The sequence below is a fragment of the Pseudomonas sp. FH1 genome (assembly GCF_000510895.2).
Lineage (GTDB): Bacteria > Pseudomonadota > Gammaproteobacteria > Pseudomonadales > Pseudomonadaceae > Aquipseudomonas > Aquipseudomonas azotoformans_A.
Map to the genome: position 1 here is coordinate 1 of NZ_AOHM01000078.1, position 26379 is coordinate 26379.

The following is a 26379-nucleotide window of genomic DNA, read 5'->3' on the forward strand; positions in this document are numbered from 1 at the left end:
TGGTTACTTTGGGGCTTTTCCAAAGTGACCCGCCGTAAGGGCGGAACCAATATAAGCCGTCACCCAAACAACGGATATGTACCCCCAATACCCCCCACATCCCACCCCAAGCTCGACAAGCACCACCCCTATACCCGATTATTCAACTCCGCCCGCCGCCCGTGCCATGAATCAGGAGCCCTGTACCTTGAGTTCGCAGAAAACCGTGACCGTCACCCCGCCCAACGTCCCCCTCAATGGCAAGGTCGCGCCCCCCGGCTCCAAATCCATTACCAACCGCGCCCTCCTGCTCGCCGCCCTGGCCAAAGGCACCAGCCGCCTCAGCGGCGCGCTCAAGAGCGACGACACCCGCCACATGTCCGTGGCCTTGCGCCAAATGGGCGTGACCATCGACGAACCCGACGACACCACCTTCGTCGTCACCGGCCAAGGCAAACTGCAACTGCCGCCGCAGCCCCTGTTCCTCGGCAACGCCGGCACCGCCATGCGCTTCCTCACCGCTGCCGTCGCCACCGTGGAAGGCACCGTGGTGCTGGACGGCGATGACTACATGCAAAAACGCCCAATCGGCCCGCTGCTGGCAACCCTCGGCCAGAACGGCATCCCGGTCGACAGCCCCACCGGTTGCCCACCCGTGACCGTACACGGCGTGGGCAAGATCAAGGCCAAGCGTTTCGAAATCGACGGCGGCCTGTCCAGCCAGTACGTATCGGCCCTGCTGATGCTCGCCGCCTGCGGCGAAGCGCCGATTGAAGTGGCGCTGACCGGCAAGGACATCGGTGCCCGTGGCTACGTGGACCTGACCCTGGACTGCATGCGTGCCTTCGGTGCCCAGGTCGAAGCGGTCGACGACACCACCTGGCGCGTGGCCCCCACCGGCTACACCGCCCACGACTACCTGATCGAACCCGACGCCTCTGCCGCCACCTACCTGTGGGCCGCTGAGGTGTTGACCGGTGGCCGCATCGACATCGGTGTAGCCGCGCAGGATTTCACCCAGCCGGACGCCAAGGCCCAGGCCGTGATCGCGCAGTTCCCCAACATGCAGGCCACGGTGGTGGGCTCGCAGATGCAGGACGCCATCCCGACCCTGGCGGTGCTCGCGGCGTTCAACAACACCCCGGTGCGTTTCACCGAACTGGCCAACCTGCGGGTCAAGGAATGTGACCGCGTACAGGCCCTGCACGACGGCCTCAACGAGATCCGCCCTGGCCTGGCGACCATCGAAGGCGACGACCTGCTGGTGGCCAGCGACCCGGCCCTGGCCGGCACCGCCTGCAACGCGTTGATCGACACCCACGCCGACCACCGCATCGCCATGTGCTTTGCCCTGGCCGGGCTGAAAGTCTCGGGGATCCGCATCCAGGACCCGGACTGCGTGGCCAAGACCTATCCTGACTACTGGAAGGCCCTGGGCAGTCTTGGGGTTCAGTTGAGCTACTGAAGGCTCGGCGTCGGAATGGGAAGGCAAAGCACATGACCATCCGCCAACCCTGCCCACCCGGCGCCTGCGTCTGCGATCGCGAACAACTGCTGCAAGCGCCGGGCGCCGACCTGCGTATCCTCAACCTGACGCGCCAGGAAGAGAAAAAACTGCTCGACCGCCTTGAACACCTCAAGAGCCTGCAAGACCTGGAGCGCATGCAACAGCTGATGTACCAGCAATTGGGCATCCGCGTGCACATCGCGCCGGGTCACACCGAGGTCAAGAGCATGCGCGGCATCCAGATCGTCATCGACGAGCTACCGGGCCTGTGCCGCAAGACCCGCCAATCGATCCCGGCCGCGATCCGTCGAGGCCTGGAGAATCAGCCGGAAATCGCTTACCGCCTGCTCGACGCCCACGATTTGTTTCGCGAAGGTTGAATCAACCGGCGACTGTTTGCGTTTCGAACAGTCCCTCGCCCAAGGCTCTGGCCTTTTCCAGATGCGCCTGCGCCCCGCCGCTTTCCGAATCCAGCAACAGCGCTGACGTGACCACCTGTGCGCCGCAGTAATCGAAGATTCCGTAGTCAATTTGCGTGCGCATGGACTTGGCGTAGCCATGTCGATCAAACGCGCCGTCGTCGGCAGCGCCCAGGGCCAGCAGATGGACCTGCAAGTGGCGCAATTTCTTCACCACCGGGGTATCGGGGCCGTAATCGATGGCCCAACCGTTGATGAACACGCGGTCGATCCAGCCCTTGAGCAGGCCGGGCATGGACCACCAGTAGATCGGGAATGCCAGCACCAGCGCGTCGGCACGGTCGATACGGGCCTGTTCAGCCAGTACGTCGGCTGGCGGCGTGGCGCGCGTGCGGTGTACCCGATGGTCGGCGGCGTTGTAGCGCGGGTCGAACCCTTCGGCGGCGATATCGGCCATTTCGAAGGTGTGGCCCGACGCAGCAAGGCCGGCGGCGACCTGGGCGGCCACGCTGTGGGTGAGGGATTGTGGGTCGTGATGAGCAACAACGATGAGTGCGTGCATGACAATGACTCCCTGAGAGGTTACGCTGGGCTTAAGTTACGATTAGTAAGTTACTTTTGGTATATAAGCATGTCAAGCACAGCGTCTCCCCCTCCTCGTCGCCGCCTGTCTCGCGAAGATCGCCTTCGCCAATTGCTCGATGTGGCCTGGCAACTGGTGCGCGATGAAGGCACCGAAGCCCTCACACTCGGCCGCCTGGCGGAGTTGGCGGGCGTGACTAAGCCGGTGGTCTATGACCATTTCGTCACCCGCGCCGGGTTGCTGGCCGCGTTGTATGAGGACTTCGATGCGCGTCAGGACCAGGTCTTTGCCAGCGCCATCGCGGCCAGCAGCGCAACCCTTGACGACCGCGCCTGGGTAATCGCCTCTTCCTATGTGGATTGCGTGTTGTTGCAGGGTCGGGAAATCCCAGGGGTGATTGCAGCCCTCAGCAGCTCGCCGGAGCTGGAAGCCCTCAAGCGCCAGTACGAGGCGATCTTCCTCGACAAATGCCGTGACGCGCTGTCGCCCTTTGGCCGCATATCCCAGGCGGGACTGCGCGGCATGCTGGGGGCGGCGGAGGCACTGTCCCAGGCGGCGGCCAGTGGCGAGATCAGTCGCGAAGAGGCACAGCAGGAGTTGCTGGCGACCATCCTGGCGATGGTCAATCGCGGCCGCGTTTAAATAATTTCTGACAGGGCAGGAATAAACCGGCGCGGCGGGTGTTTACCTGAGTACGGCGTGTGAATACAGCACAACGCCAGTACTCAAACCTATAAATACCAGGAGTTCGTCATGCTGAAAAAATTCTCCCTCGCGGCTGCCGTCGTCATCGCCTGCGCCTCCTCCATGGCCTTCGCCGCCCCGGCCAAGGTGGCCGACAGCGCCAAGGGTAAAGTGCTGGTGGACAGCAAAGGCATGACCCTCTACACCTTCGCCAAAGACAGCGCCGGCAAGTCCGTGTGCAACGGCCAGTGCCTGGCCAACTGGCCAGCGTTCACCGCCTCGGCGGCAGCGAAGGATGCGGACGGCTACACCGTGATCACCCGTGACGACGGCAGCAAGCAATGGGCCTACAAGGGCCAGGCGCTGTACACCTGGGTCAAGGACAGCAAGCCTGGCGACATCACCGGTGACGGCGTTGGCGGTAACTGGAACCTGGCCAAGCCATAAGGTCAGTGCGGGGCTGTCGTTCAGCCCCGCTTCTGTACAAACATCTGCACCTTGCGCGCCAGTTGATCAAGGTGCCGATCCCGTTGCTTCTCGGCATCCACCATGGCGCGCTTGCCATGCTTTTGCAGCAGGTAGGTATGAATCTGCCGCACCTCCAATGAGCGGTAGATCGCCGCCACATCCAGAACGCCCATCAAGCCCTCCGTGCCGTAGTCCCGTGTGTTCATCAGCACCTGGGTGCCGCGCACGCCGCGCACTTGGAAGCCCATGCCTTCGAACGCCGGCACTTTCTCAATTGAACACGCCAACTCCGCATGGGGATAACGACTCAGTACGTCACCCATCATTGCGCGCGCCACACCCTGGCGCCGGTAGCCGACCTGCACCGCCATGAACGCGATACCGCAGGCTTCGGGATCGTCCTTCACCGGCAGGTACAGGCAAAAGCCGATCAGCTTTTCCTCTTCCATCGCCACCACCAACTCGACGGCAATGCCCTTGGCACCATTCAGCGCTTCCAGGTACAGGTGCACCTCAAAGCCAACGGAGTACTGGTAGATGTTGTACAGCAGGTTGCTCGGCGGTAGCGCCACGCTGCTGATGTCGGTGAGGTTGTCGACCACCATCTGCAGGATCTGAGCGTTGATGGGCTCGGGGCACGGCGTGGTGTAGCGGGTAAGGCTGAACATGCAAATTCCTGGGTTTAGCGTCAAGGCAGCGGCGATTGTACCTGTTGCAGTGCGCACACCTCACGCAAACATCCGCGCAACCAGCGATGGGCCAGGTCGGCATCCAGCCTGGGGTGCCAGAGCATCGACACGCTGAAGGTGGGCAATGCCAACGGCAATGCAAAGCTGTGCAGGCCCGCACGTTGGTGGGTCGTGTAGCGTTCGGGCACGCTGGCGATCAGGTCGGTGTCGCGGGCCAAGGCGATGGCGGTGGCGAAACCGGCGACCACGGTATTGATCTGTCGCGTGAGGCCCTGAGCTTGAAGTAAGTCATCGATCTGGCCCCGGTCCTGGCCGCGCCGGGACACGTAGACGTGCTGGCCTGCGGCGTAACGTTCAACGCTGACCTCACCCTGGCTGAGGGGATGGCCACTGCGCACCACACCGACCAGGCGATCGCGAAACAGCGCCTGGGTCAGCACTTCCGGGCTGGCGGTGGGGTCGACCACACCGGTTTCCAGGTCGACGCTGCCCTCACGCAGCAGGGTACTGTCCTTGTCGGTTTTATTGATGAACCGCAGCCGCACACCGGGTGCCTCCTCTGCGATGCGGGCCAGCAGCGCCGGGCCGAAGTTTTCGACGAACTCTTCGCTGGTGCGCAGGGTGAAAGTGCGCGCCACCTGGGCCATGTCCAACGATTGCACAGGGCGCAGCACCGCATTGGCGTCCTGCACCAAGCGGCTGACCTGCTCACGCAACGCCACCGCCCTGGGCGTGGGCACCAGGCCGCGACCGGCGCGCACCAGCAAGGGATCGCCGGTGGTCTCGCGCAATCGGGCCAGCGCACGGCTCATGGCCGAAGGGCTCAGGCGCAGGCGTTTGGCCGCCGCCGCGACACTGCCTTCGGCGAGCAGCACATCCAGCGTGATCAGCAGGTTGAGATCGGGCATCGGCACTCCTTATAAGGCGTTACATGCATCTATTAACTGCAACTCATGCGTCTTCCGCCATGTTAGGCGACGCCGTAGATTTGTGACAGTTGCCTTTACTCAAGGATTTTCCATGTCTATCTCTTCACGCGGCAGCCTCATCAGCCTGTCCCTGTCCATGCTGCTCGCCTCGCTGGGCACCAGCATCGCCAATGTCAGCCTGCCCAGCCTGGCGCAGGCGTTTGATGCCTCATTCCACGCCGTGCAGTGGGTGGTACTGGCTTACCTGTTGGCGATCACGGCAGTGATTGTGAGTGCCGGACGCCTGGGCGACCGGTTCGGACGGCGGCGGTTGTTGCTCGCCGGATTGCTGTTGTTCTCCGTGGCGTGCGGGCTGTGCGGCATGGCGCCGTCTCTGGCATGGCTGGTTGCAGCACGCGTCCTGCAAGGCCTGGGTGCGGCCGTGATGATGGCGATGGCCCTGGGCATGGTCGGTGACACCGTCACTAAAGAGCGTACCGGCCGCGTGATGGGCTTGCTGGGCACGATGTCGGCCGTCGGTACCGCGATGGGACCCAGTGTCGGCGGTGTATTGCTGAGTGTGTGGGGCTGGCGCGCGATTTTCCTGATTGGCGTGCCGTTGGGAGGGATGGCCATCGCCCTTGCCTACCGCTATTTGCCGGCAGATCGGCCCCACGTAGCATCCCCCGCCGACTCGAGTTTCTGGACTTCATTAAACGATGCGTCATTGCGCACTGGCCTGATCATGAGTGCCCTGGTGGCCGCCGTGATCATGGCCACTTTTGTGGTGGGGCCGTTCTATTTGTCCCGAGGCCTGGGGCTCGATCCCGAGTGGATGGGCCTGGCCATGGCGGTCGGGCCCTGCGTCGCGGCCATCAGCGGTGTTCCGGCCGGCAGGCTCACCGACCGCCTCGGCAGCCAACGCATGACCCTGTCCGGCCTGGGCCTGATGGCCTGTGGCGCGCTGCTGTTGTCCTGCGCGTCGGGCCTGTTCGCCTATCTGGGCGCACTGGTGATCCTGACCACCGGCTACAGCCTGTTCCAGGCCGCCAACAACACCGCCGTGATGACTGATGTAGAGCCCGCGCGGCGCGGCACGGTCTCGGGCCTGTTGAACCTGTCACGCAATCTCGGGCTGATTGTCGGCGCCTCGGCGCTGGGGGCGGTATTTGCCTGGGCCAGCCCGGACGTCACCCGTGCCCTCCCCCAATCCATTGCCTTTGGCCTGCACGCAACGTTCGGCGTCGCACTGGCCATGATCCTGCTGGCATGCGTGATGGCATGGCGCCGCTTTAACGCCTTCAACCCCCTGCAGAACACCCATTGAGGCAAAAAAACAAAAAAGGCGTTGCACCAGACCGGGTTACATCGCGCATCATGGGCACTTTCAAGCTCAAGGGTAACGTCCATGCGCGTTCTGTCATTGATGATGGGTCTTACGACGCTGGCCGCCACTACGGTGTTCTGCGCCAGCGCGATGGCGAATGAAGAAAGTCAGTTGGTACAACAGATCAACCAATACCGCAGCCAGGTGCAACGCTGCGGCGACCAGGGTTCCCAGGAACTGCCGCCATTGGCCAGCGATACGCGACTGGTGCTGCCAGCCACCAACGTTGGCGACCTGCAGCAGGCGCTGGCGCGGGCTGCGTACCCGATGGTCAACGTGCAGGCCATCAGCCTGTCCGGGCCCAAGGATGCCCAGGCGGCCATGAAGGCCGTGCGCGAAAGCTTCTGCCGCGTGGTGCTGGACCCGCAATTTGTCGATATCGGCGTGAGTAACAGCGGCCAGGACTGGCGCATCGTGCTCGCTCGACCACTGCTCACCAGTGGCCTGGGCGATTGGCAGACCGAAGGCAAGCAACTGCTCAACCTGATCAACACTGCGCGTTCACAACCGCGCCAGTGCGGCACCCAGGCGTTCACGGCCACCACGCCCTTGTCCTGGAATGACGACCTGGCCGGCGCCGCCAACAGCCACACGCGCAACATGGCCAACGGCAACTTCTTCGATCACCTCGACCACGACGGCCGCACCCCTGGGGATCGCGCCGAACTGGCCGGGTATATCGCGAAGAACATCGGCGAAAACATCGCCGCCGGGCTGGATACGCCACGCAAGGTTGTCGACGGCTGGCTCGCCAGTCCCGGCCATTGCGCCAACCTGATGAACCCGCAATTTCGTGAGCTGGGCGCGGCGTATGCCATGGACCCTAAGAGTGATGCCGGGATCTACTGGACGGGGGTTTTCGGCGCGCAATAAACGCGCCTGTAAATCTATCCAAATGGATAGTGCATCAAATTGCTATCACCGGGATAATCGCGCTGAACTGCCAGCCGGCATTCCGGTCTGTTGCTTGTTGGGCCGCCCCTTTCAGGCGTTAAACAGACCGTAGCGTACAAGGTGTTCTTGCAATGATGAATTGGCTGCAAAGCAGCAGCGATATGGCTGAGCGGGTTCGCCAGCATGACTGGTCGAATACGCCCCTGGGGCCGCTGGAACAGTGGCCGGATGTGCTCAAGACCACCGTCGCATTGTGCTTTGCCTCAAGCTTCCCTCAGTCAATTGCCTGGGGGCCGCAGTTGACCATGCTGTACAACGATGCCTTTATCCCTATTCTCGGGGACAAACCCTATGCGCTGGGCCGTCCGTTCAATGAGGTGTGGCGTGAAGTCTGGGCCGAAGTTAGCCCGATTGCCCAGGCCGCCTTTGAAGGGCACGCCACCTATATCGAGAACTACCCGCTGTTGATCGAGCGCGGCGCCGGTCTCGAACAGGCGTACTTCACCTTTTGCTATAGCCCCATCCGCGACCCTCAGGGCAAGGTGGTGGGGATGCTGGATACCGTCACCGAAACCACGGCCACCGTATTCCTCAACCGCCGCCTTGCGGTGTTGGACGCGGTGGGCAGCGCCGTGGCCAATGCCACCGACGCCGAAAGCATCATGTCCACCACCACACGCTTGCTGGCCGGGCACTTGCAGGTCTCCAATTGCGCCTACGCCGACATGGACGCCGACGAAGACGGCTTTACCATTCGCGGCAACTGGGCGGCGCCGGGCTCACCGAGCATCGTCGGGCGCTACAGCCTGGCGTCGTTCGGCGCGCGGGCCGTGCAGCAGCTGCGTGCCGGAGAACCGCTGGTGGTGCAGGACAACCGCGCCGAGTTCGCGCCGGAGGATGCCGCCAGCTACCAAGCCCTGGGCGCGCTGGCGACCGTGTGCTTCCCGCTGATCAAGGACGGCCGCTTGACCGCGTTGATGGCGGTGCACCACAAGACGGCGCGAGTCTGGTCGCCCTATGACCTGGCGCTGGTGGGGGAAGTCACCGAACGCTCTTGGGCGCACATCGAGCGAGTCCGCGCCGACGCCGCCGTACGCGAGGGCCTGGCGGCGTTCACCGAGCTGAATGCCACCCTGGAACAACGGGTACAGGAGCGCACCCTCGCCCTCACCCAGGCGGAAGCTGCGTTGCGCCAGTCCCAGAAGCTGGAAGCCATCGGCCAACTGACTGGCGGCGTGGCCCATGACTTCAACAACCTGTTGACCATCATCCTTTCGTCGGTGGACTTCCTGCGCCAACCGGGGCTGTCCGAAGAACGGCGTCAACGCTATATGAGCGCCGTTTCCGACACTGTCGAGCGCGCGAGCAAACTCACCAGCCAACTGCTCGCCTTCGCCCGACGCCAACCGCTCAACCCGGAAGTCTTCGATGCAGGCCTGCGGGTCAAGAATATCGGCGAAATGCTCGAAAGCGTCACCGGCGCGCGCATCCATGTGCAGGTGCAATTGCCTGAGCGTCCTTGCCATGTGCGCGTCGACGCCAGCCAGTTTGAAACCGCGTTGATCAATATCGCCCTGAACGCCCGGGACGCCATGGACGGGCAAGGCACCCTCACCTTGCGCGTGGCCACGGTGGACACCCTGCCGCGCATCCGGGGCGATGAAGAGAGCCGCCAGCCCTTTGTGAGCATCGCCCTGGCCGACACCGGCAGCGGCATTCCCGGCGACACAGTCGAACGCATTTTCGAACCGTTCTTTACCACCAAGGCCGTGGGCAAAGGGACTGGGCTGGGGCTGTCCCAGGTGTTCGGCTTTGCCAAGCAGTCCGGTGGCAACGTCGATGTGGCGAGCGAACTGGGACAAGGAACTGTATTTACCTTGTACCTGCCGGAGGTGGCGGCGCCGGTAATAGCCCAAGAACAAAGCTTGCAAGATCCCTTGCCAGTTCAGGACATAGCGCTGCGCCATATCCTGATCGTGGAAGACAACCTTGAAGTGGGCCGCTTCGCCAACCAGATCTTGCAGGACCTGGGTTACCGCACCACTTGGGCCACCGATGCGGAACAGGCGCTCGCATTGGCCGGCGCGGATGCCTTGGCGTTTGACGGGGTGTTTTCCGATGTGGTGATGCCCGGCATGACCGGCGTGGCCTTGGCCAAGGTGCTGCGCCAACGGCGCCCGGATTTGCCGGTGGTGCTCACCTCCGGCTACAGCGAGGAACTGGCCGAGAGTGGTTATGAAGGGTTCGAGTTCCTGCCCAAGCCCTACTCCGCCGACCAGGTCGCACGGGCACTCGCCAGAGCGATGCCCTGAGTCCTACTCGGCCACTGCCACCTGATTGCGGCCCTGGGCCTTGGCCCGATACAGCGCTTTGTCAGCGGTGTTCATCAGGCCGTGCAGGTCTTGGTCCTGAGTATGGGTGGACGCCACGCCGAGGCTGGCGGTCAAGCCATGCACCGGCTCGGAGGCCAGGCCCGAGATGGCTTTGATCAACTGCTCGGCAATGTCCCGTGCGGTTTCCAGTGACGTATTGGGCAACAACACCGCAAACTCCTCGCCACCCAAGCGCCCGTACACATCGGCCTGGCGGAACGAAGCACTGATCACCCCGCCAATCTGGCGCAGCACCTGGTCACCGGCCTGGTGACCGTAGGTGTCGTTGATTTCCTTGAAGTGGTCCATGTCCATCATCAACGCACACAACGGCTGATGATTGTGACGGCATTGTGCGTACAACACCTGGGCATGTTCGAAGAAGGCACGGCGATTCATCAGGCCGGTGAGTTCGTCGGTCTGTGCGGCGCGGGTAGAAATGTTGTGGGCACGTTCCATCTGGCGAGTCAGGCGGAAGGCCTTTTCCAAGGCATCCGACAGCTTGCGCGTGGCACTCACCACAAAGGTGGAAAACACCAGGACCGCAATGGCCACGCCCACTTGCATCGAGGACGGCTGGAACAGCAGCCACAGCGTGCACGGCAACAGCACCACGGCCATGGAGGCGAGCGTCATATAGCGGTAAGCCGAGTAACAGGAGACTGCGCTGACTGACATGCCCACGGTAAACAGCATCACCAGCACCTGGGAAAGCCGGTCATCGGTGGGCATGACCGCCAACGCGCCGATTCCCCAGGTTCCGGCAGACAGCATCAACGTGACCCAGTAGCGGCGTTCCCAACGATCCGGCGTGCGCTCGGCATTGGGACAGCGAAACCATTCCATGAACATTTTGATGCGAAACAGGGAAGTCGCCGCCAATACCACTAGCCAGACCAGGATGACCTGATGGTCAAACCGGTCCCAGCACAGCCAGCAGAGCATCACCGCAGCCAGATAACTGCCAAAAATCGCGGCAAATGACTGCCGGAACAACTGGTGCAAACGGTCGGTTCGCACCTGCTCCTCTATGAAGCAATCCTGGTCCTGCCCACGCCCAAGGCCATTCATGAAATTCGCCTGATTCGACTGCCACGACAAAGGCGCCATTGTGGCACCCTGCCAGTAGTGCGGACAACAGAATCCAGCACGGTAGAGCCTTTAAAGCGGTTCCGGGCGCAGAATCAGCACGCCCAGCGGCGGAAGATTCAACGACAGCGACACCGCCTGCCCATGGTGCGGCTCATCCTGGGTGATTACCTCGCCTCCATTACCGTAATTGGAGCCTGCGTACATCTCGGCGTCACTGTTGATCACCTCGCTCCAGCGCCCGCTGAACGGCACGCCGACTTTATAACCTTCGCGCGGCACCGGGGTGAAGTTGGCCACCACCAGCACGGGCTTGCCGTCCTTGCTCCAGCGCAGCCAGGCGTAGACGCTGTTGATCGCGTCGTCACCGATCAGCCACTGGAAGCCCTGAGGGGCGTCGTCCTGTTCATGCAGGGCCGGTTCTTCGCGATATAGACGGTTCAAGTCACCTACCAGCTTCTGCACGCCTTTGTGCTCGGCGTACTGCAGGAGGTACCAATCCAGTTGCTGGTCATGGTTCCACTCCCGCCATTGGCCGAATTCGCAGCCCATGAACAACAGCTTTTTGCCGGGGTGCATCCACATGAACGCCAGGTAAGCCCGCAGGTTGGCGAACTTCTGCCAACGGTCGCCAGGCATCTTGTCGATCAGCGAATGCTTGCCGTGCACCACTTCATCGTGGGAGATCGGCAGGATGAAACGCTCGGACCAGGCGTAGACCAGGCCAAAGCTCAGCTCGTTGTGGTGATGGGCGCGGTACACCGGGTCCTGCTGGATGTAATGCAGGGAATCATGCATCCAGCCCATGTTCCATTTGTAGTTGAAACCCAGGCCGCCCTGCTGGGTCGGCTGGCTGACGCCGGGCCAGGCGGTGGATTCTTCGGCGATCACCAGGGCACCGGGGGCCTCGATGGCGACTACATCGTTGAGGTGACGCAAAAAGTCGATGGCTTCGAGGTTTTCGCGGCCACCATGGCGGTTCGGCACCCATTCGCCGGCTTTGCGTGAATAGTCGCGGTAGAGCATCGAGGCCACGGCATCCACGCGCAGCCCGTCGATGTGGAAGTGTTTAAGCCAGTGCAACGCCGAGGCCAGCATGAAGCCATGCACTTCGGTGCGGCCCAGGTTGTAGATCAGCGTGTCCCAATCCTGATGGAAACCTTCCAGCGGGTTGGCGTATTCGTACAACGCGGTGCCGTCGAATTGCGCCAGGCCGTGGGTGTCGGTGGGGAAATGCGCCGGCACCCAGTCGAGGATCACGCCGATATCCGCCTGGTGCAGCGCGTTGACGAAATAGGCAAAATCCTGCGGCGAACCGAAGCGTGCCGTGGGTGCGAATTGTGACAAGGCCTGATAGCCCCACGAACCGCCGAACGGGTGTTCCATGATCGGCATCAGTTCAATGTGGGTGAAACCCAGCTGCTGCACGTAAGGAATCAGGCGCTCGGCCAGTTCGCGCCAGTTGTACTGACGCGCCACTTCGCCCGCCTCGTCCAGCTCGGCCTGCCAGGAGCCCACGTGCAGTTCATAGATCGACAGCGGCGCGGTGGTCTTCTGCTTCTCGACCCGCGACTGCATCCATTCGTGGTCTTGCCAATCCACCTGCAACGGCTCGGCAACCTTCGAAGCCGTGTCCGGCGGCAATTGAGTGGCCAGCGCGACGGGGTCGGCCTTGAGCGGCAGGATCCCATTGGCGCCGAGCACTTCGTACTTGTAGGCCGCACCCGGCTGCAGGCGTGGGATAAAGATCTCCCACACACCAGAAGGATGGCGCAGGCGCATCGGATGCCGGCGCCCGTCCCAGATATTGAAATCGCCCACCACCGACACGCGTCGCGCATTCGGTGCCCACACGGCAAAGCGCACACCTTGCACGCCGTCGACGCTGGTCACCTGGGCGCCCAGGCAGCTGCCGAGGTCGCGGTGATTGCCTTCGGCGAACAGGTACAGGTCCATTTCACCGAGCAACAGTTGCTGGAAGCTGTAAGGGTCTTCGGTGATCTGCTCGCCCCCGGCCCACTGGATTTTCAGCAGATACGCCTGGCGCGTCTGGAAGTGCCCGACAAAAAGGCCCGGCACCTGGGTCGCGTCGAGGCTGCCGATCTGTTCGCCGCTGTCACGCGCCAGCACCTGGACGCTCAAGGCTTCGGGCAGGAACGCACGGATAAACTGGCCGCCGTGTTCATCATCGTGTGGCCCGAGAATCGAGAACGGGTCGTGGTGTTCGGCGCGTACCAGCGCTTCGACGTCCTTGGACGCCGGCAATGCAGTCAATTTCGGTTGCAGCGGTTCTTTATGTGTAAAGCTCATGACGTCTCCCCACCGCGTGCAGTTTTAGATATGGGTGCTTCCTTTATAGAAGCAGTCCCGCTCAGTAAACCGTGCAACCCTTGCAAGGGCACCGGCAACCAAGTCGGACGGTTCTCTGCTTCGTAGGCCACTTCGTACGCGGCCTTCTCCAGGCTGAACAACGCCAGTGCAGCGTCCTGGCCTTTGGCATCCTGCCAGTCATGCGCCAGTGTAGACGTAGCTGACTGATAAGCCTGGATAAATGCCTGGCGTGCTTCTTTCAGGTAGCGATCGGTGACGCGCTTACGCGACACCGCCGCTTCGGGCGAGTGATCCACCCCTTGCACATTCAAGGCCATGGCCGCCGCGTAGTCGAACGAGCGCAACACGCCGCTCACATCTTTATACGGGCTGTGCTTGCCGCGGCGTTCGTGCAAGGGCCGCGCCGGTTCGCCTTCAAAATCGATCAGGTAGGCATCGCCTTTCACCACCAGCACCTGACCCAGGTGCAAGTCACCATGCACCCGAATACGCAAGCCGCCTGCCGTGGCTTTCGCCAAGGCCTGCACATGGCTGGCAATGGCTTTTTTCTGCGCCAGCAAATCACTGACCAGCGCTTGATCGGCCGGGTTCAATTGGTTTTGATGAAGTTTGAGCAGTTGCAACGCGCGGTCCAACTGCGCGCCGACATCCTTGGCCCAGGCCTGGGTGTCCTTGGCCGTGGTGACTTCGGGCTTGAAGTCCTTGTTGGTGGTTTTCGCGCCGAGTACCAGGTGCATTTCACCCAGGCGTTGGCCGAGCAACCCGGCAAAATCCGCCAGCTCGCCCAGGGCGTTGTAGTGCTGTTCCTGTTCGGAGATGGCTTCGGCCAGCTCGTCGCGAATCGCCCGTTCCAGGTTGTTCTGGGTCCAGCTCCAGGCGTCGCCCTGGTTGCTCAGGTAGCCCTGGGCAATCATCAGCAGGTTGTCCTGCCCTTGGGCATCATGGCGCACCATCGAGCCCAGCAGCGGCGAGATGTTTGGGTAGCCGGCAGCGGTCAGGTAGGCGCTCATCTCCAGTTCCGGGTGCACGCCGGAAGCGACTTTGCGGATCAGTTTGAGCACCAGGCTTTCACCCACCACCACCGAACTGTTGGACTGCTCGGCAGACAGGTAACGCACTTCGGACTCATCCGTCAGTTGCAGCTTGGCCAGGTGCGGCGTGGCGGCAAAGCGCAGCTCGCCTTCGTTGGTGTTGAGCACGGTGCCCGCCTGCAAACCCTGGATGACGGCGCGGATAAAGTGTTCGAGGCTAAAGGCATCAGTCACCAACCCCACCTGACGCACTCGGCGTACACGGGCCAAGGCCAATTGCTGCGGCAAGGCGCTGGTGAACTGGTCTTCACCGAGGAAGCCGAACGGCAACTGATAACGGCTGACCTGGCCACCGGCCGTCACTTCAAGCTCGCTGAGCAACACAGGATGCTGGGGATCGCCAAAGCGCACACCGTAGGCGATGCGCACGCTGTCGATGGCCGTGTCCTTGCCGGCGAACCAACGGCGCTTGGGCAACCAGGCCGGCAGTGCGGTCTGTTCCAAGGATGCGCGGCAGGGTTCGTCCAGCAGTTCTTCCATGCGTTTTTTCAATACCAATGTAGTGAAGTCCGGCATGCTCTGGGCGGGTTCCACGTGCCAGCTCGGCATCTGGTTTTCCGGCGCCAACACAAACCAATAAAAGCCATAAGGCGCCAGGGTCAGCAGGAAATTAAGCTGGCCGATGGGCGGGAAGGCATTACCGCCGAGCATCTCCACCGGCACCATGCCCGCAAACGCCGACAGGTCCAGCTCGGCCGCCTGGGCGCTGCGCGACACGTTGGCCACGCAGAGGATGATTTCGTTGCGTCCGTCTTCGCCGGTGAATTCACGGGTATAGGCCAGGATGCGGCGGTTGCTCGGCGAGAGCATTTTCAAGCTGCCACGGCCGAACGCCTTGGATTGCTTACGCACCGCCAGCATGCGCCGGGTCCAGTTCAGCAGCGAATGCGGGTCTTGGGCCTGAGTCTCGACATTCACCGACTGGTAGCCGTATTGCGGGTCCATGATCGGCGGCAGTACCAGGCTGGCCGGGTCGGCGCGGGAAAAACCGCCGTTGCGGTCGATGGACCATTGCATCGGCGTGCGTACGCCATCGCGGTCGCCGAGATAGATGTTATCGCCCATGCCGATCTCATCGCCGTAGTACAGGGTCGGCGTGCCAGGCATCGACAGCAACAGGCTGTTGAGCAACTCGACACGGCGACGGTCACGCTCCATCAACGGCGCAAGACGGCGACGAATGCCCAGATTGATCCGCGCGCGACGGTCAGCGGCGTAGTAGTTCCACAGGTAGTCGCGCTCCTTGTCGGTGACCATTTCCAGGGTCAGTTCATCGTGGTTGCGCAGAAAGATCGCCCATTGGCAGTTGGCCGGAATCTCCGGGGTCTGCCGTAGGATATCGGTGATCGGGAAGCGATCTTCCTGGGCCAGGGCCATGTACATGCGCGGCATCAGCGGGAAGTGGAAGGCCATGTGGCACTCATCGCCGTCGTCGCCCTTTTTGTCACCAAAGTAGAGCTGGGTGTCTTCCGGCCACTGGTTGGCTTCGGCCAATAGCATGCGGTCCGGGTAATGCGCGTCGATCTCGGCGCGGATCTGCTTGAGCACGTCGTGGGTTTCAGGCAGGTTTTCGTTGTTGGTGCCGTCGCGCTCGATCAGGTACGGGATGGCGTCGAGGCGCAGGCCGTCGATGCCCATGTCCAGCCAGTAGCGCATCACCGACAACACGGCTTTCATCACCTGGGGGTTGTCGAAGTTGAGATCGGGCTGGTGGGAATAGAAACGGTGCCAGAAGTATTGGCCGGCGACCGGGTCCCAGGTCCAGTTGGACTTTTCAGTGTCGAGAAAGATGATGCGCGTGCCGTCGTATTTCTGGTCATCATCCGACCATACGTAGAAATCCCGCGCCGCCGAGCCGGGCTTGGCCTTGCGCGCGCGCTGGAACCAGGGGTGCTGGTCGGAGGTGTGATTGATCACCAGCTCAGTGATCACCCGCAGCCCGCGCTTGTGCGCCTCGGCAATAAAGCGCTTGGCGTCGGCCAGGGTCCCGTAGTCGCTGTGCACGCCACGGTATTCGGCAATGTCATAGCCATCGTCGCGACGCGGCGAGGGGTAGAACGGCAATAGCCAAATGGTGTTCACGCCCAGATCGGCGATGTAGTCGAGCTTGGCGATCAGGCCGGGAAAATCACCGATGCCGTCGTTATTGGAGTCGAAATAGGATTTAACGTGAACCTGGTAGATCACCGCATCCTTGTACCAGAGCGGGTCTTTTATGAAGGTGGCAGCGTTGGGTTTCTTCGCCATTGGAAACTCCTGGAAAATTCATCGGAAGGTTCAAGACGATGGGGTGATGCGCCAAATGCCAAACGGCATCTGCGGCTCCAGCCGTGTCCACTGGGTCTTGCCATACCAGGTCCAACGATGGCCGTTCATCAGATCTTCACCTTGGGTCTGGGCATCGTCCGGCAGCCCCAATTCCCACAATGGCAACTCAAAACTCGCTTCCTGGGCGTTATAAGGATCCAGGTTCACCGCCACCAGAATGAAGTTGCTGCCATCCTCGCTGCGCTTGCCGAAATACAGGATGTTGTCGTTCCTGGCGTTGTAGAGCTTGAGCCCCAGGTGCGTCTGCAGCGCCGGGTTCTGCCGGCGGATGCGATTGAGCTGGGCGATCTCGGCAATGATGTTGCCGGGCGCGGTGAAGTCCCGCGGGCGGATCTCGTACTTTTCTGAGTCCAGGTATTCCTCTTTGCCCGGCACCGGGGCCGATTCGCAGAGTTCGAAGCCGGAATACATGCCCCACAGGCCCGAGCCCATGGTGGCCAGCGCGGCACGGATCAAGAAGCCAGGGCGGCCGGAGTCGTGCAGGAAGGCCGGGTTGATGTCCGGTGTATTGACGAAGAAATTCGGCCTGTAGCATTCGCGCCACGGCGACTCGTTCAATTGCGTCAGGTATTCGCTCAACTCGGCCTTGGTATTGCGCCAAGTGAAATAGGTGTAGCTCTGGGAATAGCCAACCTTGCCCAGGCGCGCCATCATCGCCGGCGTGGTGAAGGCCTCGGCCAGGAAGATCACGTCCGGGTACTTGGACCGCACGTCGCTGATCAGCCATTGCCAGAACGGCAGCGGCTTGGTGTGGGGGTTGTCAACGCGAAAGGTCTTCACGCCCTCTTCCACCCAACCCACCACAATGTCGCGCAGCTCGGTCCACAGGCTCGGGATGGCATCTGCGGCATAAAAGTCGACGTTGACGATGTCTTGGTACTTCTTCGGCGGGTTCTCCGCGTATTTGATCGTGCCGTCCGGACGCCAGTTGAACCAGCCCGGATGCTCCTTGAGCCACGGATGGTCCTGGGAGCACTGGATGGCGAAGTCCAAAGCGATTTCCAGGCCATGCTCGGCGACCGCCTGGACTAGGCGGCGGAAATCATCGCGGCTGCCCAGTTGCGGGTGAATGGCCTCATGGCCGCCGTCTTCGCTGCCGATGGCATAGGGGCTGCCCGGATCATCGGGGCCGGCGCTCAGGGAATTGTTCTTGCCTTTGCGGTGGCTGCGCCCGATGGGGTGGATCGGCGGGAAGTACAGCACGTCAAAACCCATGTCATGGATCATCGACAGGCGCGAATGCACGTCATTAAAGGTGCCGTGACGCGCCGGATCGTCGGTGATCGAGCGCGGGAACAGCTCATACCAGCTGGCAAACAGCGCCGCCTCGCGCTCCACATCAATCGGGTAGACGGTGCTGATGCTCAGGTAGGCGCGGTGATCGGCCTGGGTCATCAGGTGTGCACTGTCTTCGTGCAGGAACTGCGCAACCTGCTCGGTTTCCAGCAGGCCGGAGAGTTCGTGGTGCAACAGCATCAGGCGGTCACGCAGCTCATTGTCACTGCGCTCGGCGGCCTGTAGCACCAGGCTGCGGCCTTCCTGCAGTTCCAGGCTGACCGGCACACCCGCCTCATGCTTCTTGCGCAGCTCATAGCAAAAGCTGGCGAAGGTATCGATCCAGGCTTCGATGCAGTATTCGTGAGGGCCTTGCTGGGCCACAGTAAACGCGCCTTCCCAGCCGTTGTTGCCCGCGTCGGTCATGACCACGCTGTGCCAGCTTTCGTCCTGCAGCGGGCGCCAGCGGATCAGCACGGCGAGCTTGTCATGGCCGTCGGCAAACACTTTGCTGGTGACATTGACCCGTTGGCCGACCACGGCCTTGACGGCAAATTCGCCGCCATCGATCACGGGGGTGGTGCTTTCGATTGCGATCCTGGGCAGCAACAGTGCCTGGGACAGTGGTAACAAGGAGTCTGTTTCAGCAGTCATCGAGCATCTTCCCCTTACGCCCTGTGGACGCTCTTTGCTTGATCCGGATTCTGATGCGGCAGGGCTCTTCCTGAGCGAGGCCGTAATAGGTCCGAGCCTGGGCTCCGGTTAAAAGTTCAGCTGGATGTGCCGCCATCGGGCGGGGAATCAATTCGCCCCGGTGGCTGTCCACCGATAGAGCAAAGCACAAAGGAGGCCACACCGATGAATATCCCGATCCCGGCGGAAACGCCGGACCCGAATATCGATAAACCCACCCTGCCGCCGACCCAACCGGATCCGATTCCGGAACAAGAACCACCCGAGAACGAACCGCCACCGGTGGAAGAGCCGCCGACGACCATGCCGCCCGTGATCGTCAGTCCTTCTCAAAACGCTTGACGATCTTTGGCATCACGCTGAACACCGCCAGCGCCAGCAGGGTACTCAGCACCGCTGTCGATTCCCGGCCCAACCCGGCCGAGACCCCAATCGCAGCGGTCATCCACAAGCCGGCGGCGGTGGTCAGGCCTTTGACGTGCCCCTCCTCATCATCCTTGCCCTTGATGATCGTACCGGCGCCCAAGAATCCGATCCCCGCAATCACCCCTTGCACCACCCGGCTCATGGCGTCCGCCTGGTTGCCGGACATTTGCGGCACCATCACAAACAAGGCAGCGCCCAGCGCCACCAGCATATGGGTGCGCACCCCGGCGGCCTTGCCCTTGCTCTCTCGCTCAAAGCCGAGAATGCCGCCCAGGATCGCGGCGATCAGCAGGCGCACGGTGATCTGGGTGAGCTGCTTGGCGTCGCCAATGTCGGCGAATTCAGCCTGCAGGGTTTGCCACACTTCATGCCACCACGCGTCCATGGATGCTGCCCTTTGTCATTATTAGTAATGGATGGACAGCAGCGACCGCCAGTCAGTTGCCTGGAACCCCCACACATCGCTGGGCCCTAACCTTACATCGCCCACAAATAAGGAGAACGGCATGCCCATTCGTATCGAAAACCAACTGTGCTACTTCATGCTCGATGACAACGGCCAGGAACAGAGCGTGCCAGCGACCCGGGTCAATATTGTTACCGACCTCGACAAGTCGATGTCCTACGTGGAGTTGGCCGCCGAGCGGATCTATATCACCGAGGCCGAGGCCGACGCCCTGACGGTGGCCGGCGCCCACGATGGGCGCCAGCATGTGAAAGCCGAAGAACCTGGTTCGCTGATTTAATTGATCTGTGTCAGCGCCCTTGAAATAACGCTGCACCCCTGGTGCCATGGGGTGCAGCACATTGTCGCAGCAGGCATTCACCGCCCCATCTGATCCGCTTTTTATCGCCATACCTGAGTCTGTTATGCAAACAGCGCCACGCGCATAGTTCATCCGCCTGATGGAGGCTGATGAGCGAACGACCATGAGCGAACACATCCCAACCGTGGAAATCTTTGAGCCCACACACCCAAAGAAGGTGAAGGCCAAATCCAGCGACAACCTGATTCATACCCGCAGTTTCACCGGCCTGTTCCGTACCTTGCGCGTGAGCGGTGCAGCCTTCCTGTTCCTGGCGTTTTTCGGCACCGTGTGGCTGAACTGGGACGGTCGGCAGGCCGTGCTGTGGGACTTGGCTGAAAGCAAATTCCATATCTTTGGCGCGACCTTCTGGCCGCAGGATTTCATCCTGTTGTCGGCGCTGTTGATCATCTGCGCCTTCGGCCTGTTTGCGATCACCGTGTTTGCCGGCCGCGTGTGGTGCGGCTACACCTGCCCGCAGAGCTCGTTTACCTGGCTGTTCATGTGGTGTGAAAAAATCACCGAGGGCGAGCGCAACCAGCGCATCAAGCTGCAAGCGGCACCCTGGAGCCTGAACAAACTGGCGCGACGCTCGGCCAAGCACACCTTGTGGCTGGGCATTAGCGTGCTGACGGGACTGACCTTCGTCGGCTATTTCACGCCGATCCGCCCCTTGGCGGCTGAACTGCTGACCTGGCAGATGGGCGGCGTCAGTTTGTTCTGGGTGCTGTTTTTTACCGGCGCCACCTACATCAATGCGGGCTGGCTGCGCGAAGCCGTGTGCATGCACATGTGTCCGTATGCGCGGTTCCAGAGCGTGATGTTCGACAAGGACACCCTGACCATTTCCTACGACGTGGCCCGCGGCGAAAGCCGTGGCCCGCGCAAACGTGACGTCAAACCGGCCGACGTCGGCCTGGGCGATTGCATCGATTGCCAGCTGTGCGTGCAGGTCTGCCCCACCGGGATCGACATCCGTGACGGCCTGCAAATGGAGTGCATCGGCTGCGCAGCGTGCATCGACGCCTGCGATTCGATCATGGACAAAATGGGCTACCCGCGTGGCCTGGTGAGCTACACCAGCGAACATCAACTGCAAGGCGGCAAGACGCACCTGCTAAGGCCGCGCCTGATCGGCTACAGTGCCGTGCTGCTGGTGATGATTGCTGCGCTGGTAGTGGCGCTGGTGGAACGGCCGATGGTGTCGCTGGATGTGACCAAGGACCGTGGCATGTTCCGTGAAAACGCCCAGGGTCTGATCGAAAACATCTACAGCCTCAAGGTGATCAACAAGACCCAGCAGCGCCAGGACTATCGCCTGGAACTGGTGGACGCCGACGGCTTCCAGTTGCAAGGCAAGACCGAGATCAGCCTGGCGCCGGGGGAAATCAGCGATGTGCCGGTGTCGGTGGCATTGCTGGCGGATAAACCGGCGAGCAGTTCGCAGACCTTGCGTTTCAAAGTCTCGGACGTGGATGAGCCGGGGATCTACAGCATTGCCGACAGCCGCTTTGTGGCGCCGTTGAACCGATAAAAACACTCACACTGACTGAGCCCCCATGAAACGCTACGAAAAATTCGCCGACGACATTGCAGAACTGATCCGCTCCGGCGTCCTCGGCCCCGGCCAACGCGTGCCCTCGGTGCGCTATGCCAGCCAGACCTACGGCGTCAGCCCGTCCACGGTATTCCAGGCCTACTACCTGCTGGAGCGCCGTGGCCTGATTCGCGCGCGGCCGCGTTCGGGTTACTTCGTCAACACCCATGCGCCCAGTCCGTTTTCCGAGCCGGTGGTGAGCGAGCAGGTGCACGAGTCCACCGAAGTGGACGTGAGCGAACTGGTGTTCTCGGTACTCGACTCAATCAAAGACCCGAACACCGTACCCTTCGGCTCGGCGTTCCCCAGCCCCATGCTGTTCCCGCTGCCACGCCTGGCCCGCTCCCTGGCCAGCGCCAGCCGCGAAATGGACCCGCGCCTGGTGGTCACCGACATGTCGCCGGGCAACCCGCAACTGCGTCGGCAGATCGCCCTGCGCTACATGGTCGGCGGCCTGATGCTACCCATGGAAGAACTGCTGATCACCAACGGCGCCTTGGAAGCGTTGAACCTGTGCCTGCAAGCCGTCACCGAACCGGGTGACCTGGTGGCAATCGAAGCCCCGGCGTTCTACGCCTGCCTGCAAGTGCTGGAGCGCTTGAAACTCAAGGCCGTGGAAATCCCCGTGCACCCGCGCGATGGCATCGACCTCAACGCCCTCGCACAAACCCTGGAGCGCTACCCGATCAAGGCCTGCTGGACCATGACCAGCTTCCAGAACCCCATGGGCGCGACCCTGCCGGAAGCCAAGAAACAGGCGCTGGTGGAACTGCTGCGCGGACATCAGGTGCCGCTGATCGAGGACGATGTGTACGCCGAACTGTATTACGGCCAACAGGCGCCGAAACCCGCCAAGGCCTTCGACACCGAAGGCCTGGTGATGCATTGCGGCTCCTTCGCCAAAAGCTTGGCCCCCGGTTATCGCGTGGGTTGGGTGGCGGCCGGACGTTTTGCGCAGAAGATTGAACGCCTGAAGCTGATGACCTCGCTCTGCCCGTCAATGCCGGCCCAGGCGGCGATTGCCGATTACTTGCAGCACGGCGGCTATGACCGGCACCTGCGCAAACTGCGCTATGCCCTGGAGGAGCAGCAAAGCGCCATGCTGGCCGCTATCGCCCGCTATTTCCCTGCGCAGACGCGGGTCAGCCAACCGGCCGGCGGGTATTTCCTGTGGCTGGAACTGCCGGAGCAGACGGATTCGTTGAAGTTGTTCCAGATGGCGTTGGCGCAGGGCATCAGTATCGCGCCGGGGCCGATCTTCTCGGCCACCCAGCGCTTTCGGAACTGCATTCGCTTGAACTACGGCAGCCCGTGGACCGAGGCGTCGGAAAAAGCCATGGAAACATTGGGGCGCATTGTTCGGTCGTTTTGAGCCGGAACCCCACGCCACCAGGCGCCACATAAAAAAGCGCATGCACCACGCCTGGACATGCGCCTTGCCGAATACCGCCTGGAGATTTCATATGCACATGCCCGCCTCTACCACTCCTGGACAGCTACCTGCTCCACCCCACTACATGCGTGCAGCCGAACAACAACAAGTGCGCGAGATGACAGGCCCCATGGGCCGCCCCGCTGGCGATCATCGATCGGCAGACAGAATCATCGAGCAAAGCCCTGTACTACAGCACTTTCTCGAAAACCGCGATCATGACCACTTACTGGATGAGCTGAAGATGCAGGTCGGTGACTGGACCACCGCCAACCCGGAACCGGACGCCAGGGCCAATGCGGCCTACGACCTGAACAAGGTATTGCGTTTTCTGGACAACCTGGACGACCGCCAGTTGAATGCCAGCCATAGCCGTAACGGAAAGGTCGACGGGGTCGCCAGTGATGGCTACAGCACCCTCGATAATTCGGAAGCCAGCCTGCTCCAGGCATTTTCCCGTAAAGGGTACGACGCGCTGCGCCATCTACGGACCTGAAAAGCGGGCGCTTAACGCCCACCGCCCAGATCGAGGAACGTCCCGGTCGCGTACGAAGCCTTATCCGACAGCAACCAGATAATCGCCTCTGCCACCTCATCCGGGCGCCCGCCACGGGCCATGGGAATACCGGACTCCAACTTGCTGACGCGGTCCGGGTCGCCGCTCAAGGCGTGGAAGTCGGTGAAGATATAGCCAGGGCGCACCGCGTTGACGCGAATGCCTTCACCCGCCACCTCTTTCGACAACCCAATGGTGAAGGTGTCGAGTGCGCCTTTGGACGCGGCGTAGTCGACATACTCACCCGGCGACCCCAGGCGCGCCGCCACTGACGACACGTTGACGATACTGCCGCCCTGCCCGCCATGTTTGGGCGACATGCGCAGCACCGCATGCTTGGCGCACAGGATCGGGCCGAGCACGTTGGTCTTGATGATTTTCAGGATGCGGAATTCGGACATCTCGTCAACGCGAGACTTGTGCCCCACCGTGCCCGCATTGTTGACCAGTGCGGTGACACGACCCAGTTCGGCGTCCACCCGGTGGAACAGCGCGATCACTTCGTCCTCGATACTCACATCCGCCCGCACGGCAATGGCCTGGGCGCCCAGTGCACGCACCTGTTCGAGCACGCGGTGGGCCGCCGCTTCGTCGGACTGGTAGTTGATGCAGATACGATAGCCCTGGCGAGCGGCCAGCAAGGCCGTCTCGGCGCCAATCCCACGACTGCCCCCGGTGATGATGACGACTTTGTCCATGCGTGCGGTCTCCTGATTCAACCTGATGTTTAGGGTTGGATCCAAGAATACCTGTCACGCACGGCTTTTGTCAGGCGCAACGGCCTCTTCGGCGCGTTGGATATCCGCCATAAAGCCTTCCGCCGGCAACGGGTGACCCAGCAGGTAACCCTGAAGGGAATTGCACCCAAGCCGTGTCAGGAAATTCTGCTGCACATCCGTCTCGACACCCTCGGCAACAATCCGTAATCCCAAGGCCTGGCCAAGGGCGACGATGGCCGAGACGATGGCTGCGTCGTCGCTGTCGTGTTCCAGGTCACGCACAAAGCCCCGGTCGATCTTCAGCTCGTTGGCCGGCAGGCGCTTGAGGTACATCAGGCTGGAGTAGCCGGTGCCGAAGTCGTCGATGGACAAGTCGACGCCCATGTCCGACAGCTGCTGCAACACCGTCATGCTCGCGTCGGCGTCGCTCATGGCTGTGGTTTCGGTGATTTCCAGGGTCAGGCTGTTGGCCGGCAATTGGTGTCGCTCCAGAGCCGCCGCCACGCTCTTGACCAGCCCGGCGTGGCAGAACTGCAAGGCCGACAGGTTTACCGCAATGCGCCAATCTTCGTAGCCCTGAACGTACCACAGGCTCATCTGGCGGCAGGCTTCGTTGAGTACCCATTCGCCGATGGGAATGATCAACCCGGTTTTTTCCGCCAGTTCGATAAACGTCGCCGGCAGCAGCAACCCCTGCTGCGGGTGTTCCCAGCGTAGCAAGGCTTCGGCGCCGACCGGGATGCCGCTGACGGCGTCGAACTTGGGCTGGTAGTAGAGGCGAAATTGCTCCTGTTCCACAGCATTGCGCAAGTCCTGCAACAGCTGCAATTGCTTGCGTGCGTTGGTGTTCATCGACACATCAAAGAAGCTGTAGCCATTCTTGCCCATACCCTTGGCGTGGTACATCGCGGCGTCGGCGTTCATCAACAGTTCCTGGGGGTTGTTGCCGTTGCCCGGGAACATCGCGATGCCGACACTGGCGGAGATCTTCAACTCATGCTCGGCCACCTGGAAGGCGCGGTTGATCAGGATCACTTGGCGTTCGGCAAGGCCCAGGGCATCGTCCGGCTGGGTCAGTTGCACCAGCAACACAAACTCGTCGCCGCCGATCCGCGCCAAGGTGTCCTGGCTGCGCAAGTCTTCGCGCAGGCGCAGGCCGACTTCGCGCAGCAATTGGTCACCCATATGGTGACCAAACGCATCGTTGACGGGCTTGAAGCCATCGAGGTCGATAAACATCAGCGCGAAGCAACCGCCCTGCTCTTTTACGGCCTGCATGGCTTGCTGAATGCGGTCCGCAAGCAACGTACGGTTGGGCAGGCCGGTGAGCATGTCGTGCAGGGCCAGATGGGTCAGTTCCTGGTTGGCTTGGGTGAGGGAATCGGCCAGCACCGCCGTACGTGCTTCCAGGCGTGCGTCGAGCAACGAGGTGAGCAAGGCGATAGCCAGTACCGCCAGGGTCGTGACCAATACCAGGTTATCCAGGCCCTTGCCGCTCAAGCCGTTCAGTGCTGCGCCGCAGAAACTCTCATCGGCAAAACGTGCGGCGGCCATGCCGGTGTAATGCATGCCGACGATGGCAAAGCCCATCACCACCGCTGCGCCCCCCCGTAAAAGGCGCACGTACGGGGTGTTACGGCGCAGATTGTGGGCGATCCACAGCGCAGCGCCAGACGCGACCACCGCGATCAGCAACGACGCGCCAAACAAGGTGGGGTCATAGTCGATGCCTGGGGTCATACGCATGGCGGCCATGCCGGTGTAATGCATGCACGCGATGCCGGTGCCCATGACCAGCGCGCCAAACCCCAGTTGCCAGGCGGGCAAACGCGGCTGGCTGATCAGCCACAAGGCAAAGCCGCTGGACAACACCGCGATCAACAACGACAGCGCCGTGATGCCCAGATCGAATCCCAGGGCAAACGGCAAGCGCAGCGCCAGCATGCCGATGAAGTGCATCGACCACACCCCCACGCCCATCGCCATGGCGCCGCCGGCGATCCACAAATAAACGGCACGGTCTTTGGCGGTAGCAATGCGACCGGAAAGGTCCAAAGCGGTGTAGGAAGCGAGGATCGCGACAAACAGCGAGATCACGACCAGCGAGGGTGAATAACTACCGATGAGCATGGGACTTCTCGTGCGC

Annotated in this window: 22 protein-coding genes; 12 read left to right on the plus strand and 10 right to left on the minus strand. The window is 61.9% G+C overall.

Annotation, left to right across the window (positions count from 1 at the left end):
• The first annotated feature begins 187 nt into the window (after positions 1 to 187).
• Positions 188 to 1444: a 3-phosphoshikimate 1-carboxyvinyltransferase gene (aroA, locus tag H096_RS22105; protein ID WP_033901469.1), complete on the plus strand. Its 1257-nt coding sequence runs from the start codon at positions 188 to 190 to the stop codon at positions 1442 to 1444.
• A gap of 32 nt (positions 1445 to 1476) precedes the next feature.
• Positions 1477 to 1866: a hypothetical protein gene (locus H096_RS22110; protein ID WP_016980323.1), complete on the plus strand. Its 390-nt coding sequence runs from the start codon at positions 1477 to 1479 to the stop codon at positions 1864 to 1866.
• A 1-nt stretch (position 1867) separates the two neighbouring features.
• On the opposite strand, the gene H096_RS22115 is transcribed toward H096_RS22110, so the two are convergent.
• Positions 1868 to 2467, minus strand: a complete 600-nt coding sequence (locus H096_RS22115; protein ID WP_033901470.1) for an NAD(P)H-dependent oxidoreductase — start codon at positions 2465 to 2467, stop codon at positions 1868 to 1870.
• 69 nt (positions 2468 to 2536) lie between these two features.
• On the opposite strand from H096_RS22115, the gene H096_RS22120 reads away from it, so the two are divergent.
• Positions 2537 to 3130, plus strand: a complete 594-nt coding sequence (locus H096_RS22120) for a TetR/AcrR family transcriptional regulator (RefSeq protein ID WP_033901471.1) — start codon at positions 2537 to 2539, stop codon at positions 3128 to 3130.
• Between the two features lie 111 nt (positions 3131 to 3241).
• Complete coding sequence (locus H096_RS22125; RefSeq protein ID WP_016980326.1) at positions 3242 to 3619, plus strand: hypothetical protein; 378 nt, start codon at positions 3242 to 3244, stop codon at positions 3617 to 3619.
• 20 nt (positions 3620 to 3639) lie between these two features.
• Here the strand turns inward: H096_RS22125 and H096_RS22130 are convergent, their stop codons facing one another.
• A complete protein-coding gene (locus H096_RS22130; protein ID WP_033901472.1) occupies positions 3640 to 4308 on the minus strand; it encodes a GNAT family N-acetyltransferase in 669 nt (222 codons plus the stop codon).
• A gap of 20 nt (positions 4309 to 4328) precedes the next feature.
• On the minus strand, positions 4329 to 5237 hold the full coding sequence (locus tag H096_RS22135) for a LysR family transcriptional regulator (RefSeq protein ID WP_033901473.1): 909 nt from the start codon (positions 5235 to 5237) through the stop codon (positions 4329 to 4331).
• 112 nt (positions 5238 to 5349) lie between these two features.
• On the opposite strand from H096_RS22135, the gene H096_RS22140 reads away from it, so the two are divergent.
• From H096_RS22140 to H096_RS22150, 3 genes are all read left to right on the plus strand, one after another.
• Positions 5350 to 6564, plus strand: coding sequence for an MFS transporter (locus H096_RS22140; RefSeq protein WP_033901474.1), 1215 nt, complete (start codon positions 5350 to 5352; stop codon positions 6562 to 6564).
• 81 nt (positions 6565 to 6645) lie between these two features.
• Positions 6646 to 7497 carry a CAP domain-containing protein gene (locus tag H096_RS22145; RefSeq protein ID WP_028615957.1) on the plus strand — a complete coding sequence of 284 codons (852 nt, stop codon included), beginning with the start codon at positions 6646 to 6648 and terminating at the stop codon, positions 7495 to 7497.
• A 152-nt stretch (positions 7498 to 7649) separates the two neighbouring features.
• Positions 7650 to 9830: a GAF domain-containing protein gene (locus H096_RS22150; RefSeq protein WP_033901475.1), complete on the plus strand. Its 2181-nt coding sequence runs from the start codon at positions 7650 to 7652 to the stop codon at positions 9828 to 9830.
• A 3-nt stretch (positions 9831 to 9833) separates the two neighbouring features.
• Here H096_RS22150 and H096_RS22155 read toward each other — a convergent pair whose 3' ends face one another.
• From H096_RS22155 to H096_RS22170, 4 genes are read right to left on the minus strand one after another with little or no spacing between them, the layout of a single operon-like run.
• A complete protein-coding gene (locus H096_RS22155; RefSeq protein WP_033901476.1) occupies positions 9834 to 11000 on the minus strand; it encodes a GGDEF domain-containing protein in 1167 nt (388 codons plus the stop codon).
• 51 nt (positions 11001 to 11051) lie between these two features.
• Positions 11052 to 13289, minus strand: a complete 2238-nt coding sequence (gene glgB, locus H096_RS22160; protein ID WP_033901477.1) for a 1,4-alpha-glucan branching protein GlgB — start codon at positions 13287 to 13289, stop codon at positions 11052 to 11054.
• Positions 13286 to 16648, minus strand: coding sequence for a maltose alpha-D-glucosyltransferase (treS, locus tag H096_RS22165; RefSeq protein ID WP_033901478.1), 3363 nt, complete (start codon positions 16646 to 16648; stop codon positions 13286 to 13288). The genes glgB and treS overlap by 4 nt, the downstream gene beginning before the upstream one ends.
• 30 nt (positions 16649 to 16678) lie before the next feature.
• A complete protein-coding gene (locus H096_RS22170) occupies positions 16679 to 18658 on the minus strand; it encodes an alpha-1,4-glucan--maltose-1-phosphate maltosyltransferase (protein WP_033901480.1) in 1980 nt (659 codons plus the stop codon).
• Between the two features lie 204 nt (positions 18659 to 18862).
• On the opposite strand from H096_RS22170, the gene H096_RS34280 reads away from it, so the two are divergent.
• The gene (locus H096_RS34280; protein WP_167351265.1) at positions 18863 to 19039 is read left to right on the plus strand and encodes a hypothetical protein; all 177 of its coding nucleotides are present in this window, start codon (positions 18863 to 18865) and stop codon (positions 19037 to 19039) included.
• Here the strand turns inward: H096_RS34280 and H096_RS22175 are convergent.
• The gene (locus tag H096_RS22175; RefSeq protein WP_012723945.1) at positions 19017 to 19508 is read right to left on the minus strand and encodes an MgtC/SapB family protein; all 492 of its coding nucleotides are present in this window, start codon (positions 19506 to 19508) and stop codon (positions 19017 to 19019) included. The two genes, H096_RS34280 and H096_RS22175, sit on opposite strands and share 23 nt — an antisense overlap.
• Before the next feature lie 121 nt (positions 19509 to 19629).
• Here H096_RS22175 and H096_RS22180 point away from each other — a divergent pair, with 121 nt between their 5' ends.
• The 4 genes from H096_RS22180 (at position 19630) to H096_RS22195 (ending at position 23454) form a co-directional block, all read left to right on the plus strand.
• A complete protein-coding gene (locus H096_RS22180; RefSeq protein WP_033901481.1) occupies positions 19630 to 19869 on the plus strand; it encodes a DUF3203 family protein in 240 nt (79 codons plus the stop codon).
• Positions 19870 to 20053: 184 nt separating this feature from the next.
• Positions 20054 to 21463, plus strand: a complete 1410-nt coding sequence (ccoG, locus tag H096_RS22185) for a cytochrome c oxidase accessory protein CcoG (protein WP_033901482.1) — start codon at positions 20054 to 20056, stop codon at positions 21461 to 21463.
• Positions 21464 to 21488: 25 nt separating this feature from the next.
• A complete protein-coding gene (mapR, locus tag H096_RS22190; protein WP_033901483.1) occupies positions 21489 to 22898 on the plus strand; it encodes a GntR family transcriptional regulator MpaR in 1410 nt (469 codons plus the stop codon).
• A 91-nt stretch (positions 22899 to 22989) separates the two neighbouring features.
• A complete protein-coding gene (locus tag H096_RS22195) occupies positions 22990 to 23454 on the plus strand; it encodes a hypothetical protein (protein WP_241495530.1) in 465 nt (154 codons plus the stop codon).
• Positions 23455 to 23465: 11 nt separating this feature from the next.
• Here the strand turns inward: H096_RS22195 and H096_RS22200 are convergent, their stop codons facing one another.
• Positions 23466 to 24212 (minus strand): SDR family oxidoreductase, encoded by a 747-nt coding sequence (locus H096_RS22200; RefSeq protein WP_033901484.1) that lies wholly within the window; start codon positions 24210 to 24212, stop codon positions 23466 to 23468.
• Positions 24213 to 24266: 54 nt separating this feature from the next.
• Entirely contained in the window at positions 24267 to 26363 is a 2097-nt protein-coding gene (locus tag H096_RS22205) for an EAL domain-containing protein (protein WP_033901485.1), read from the minus strand.
• Positions 26364 to 26379 lie beyond the last annotated feature (16 nt).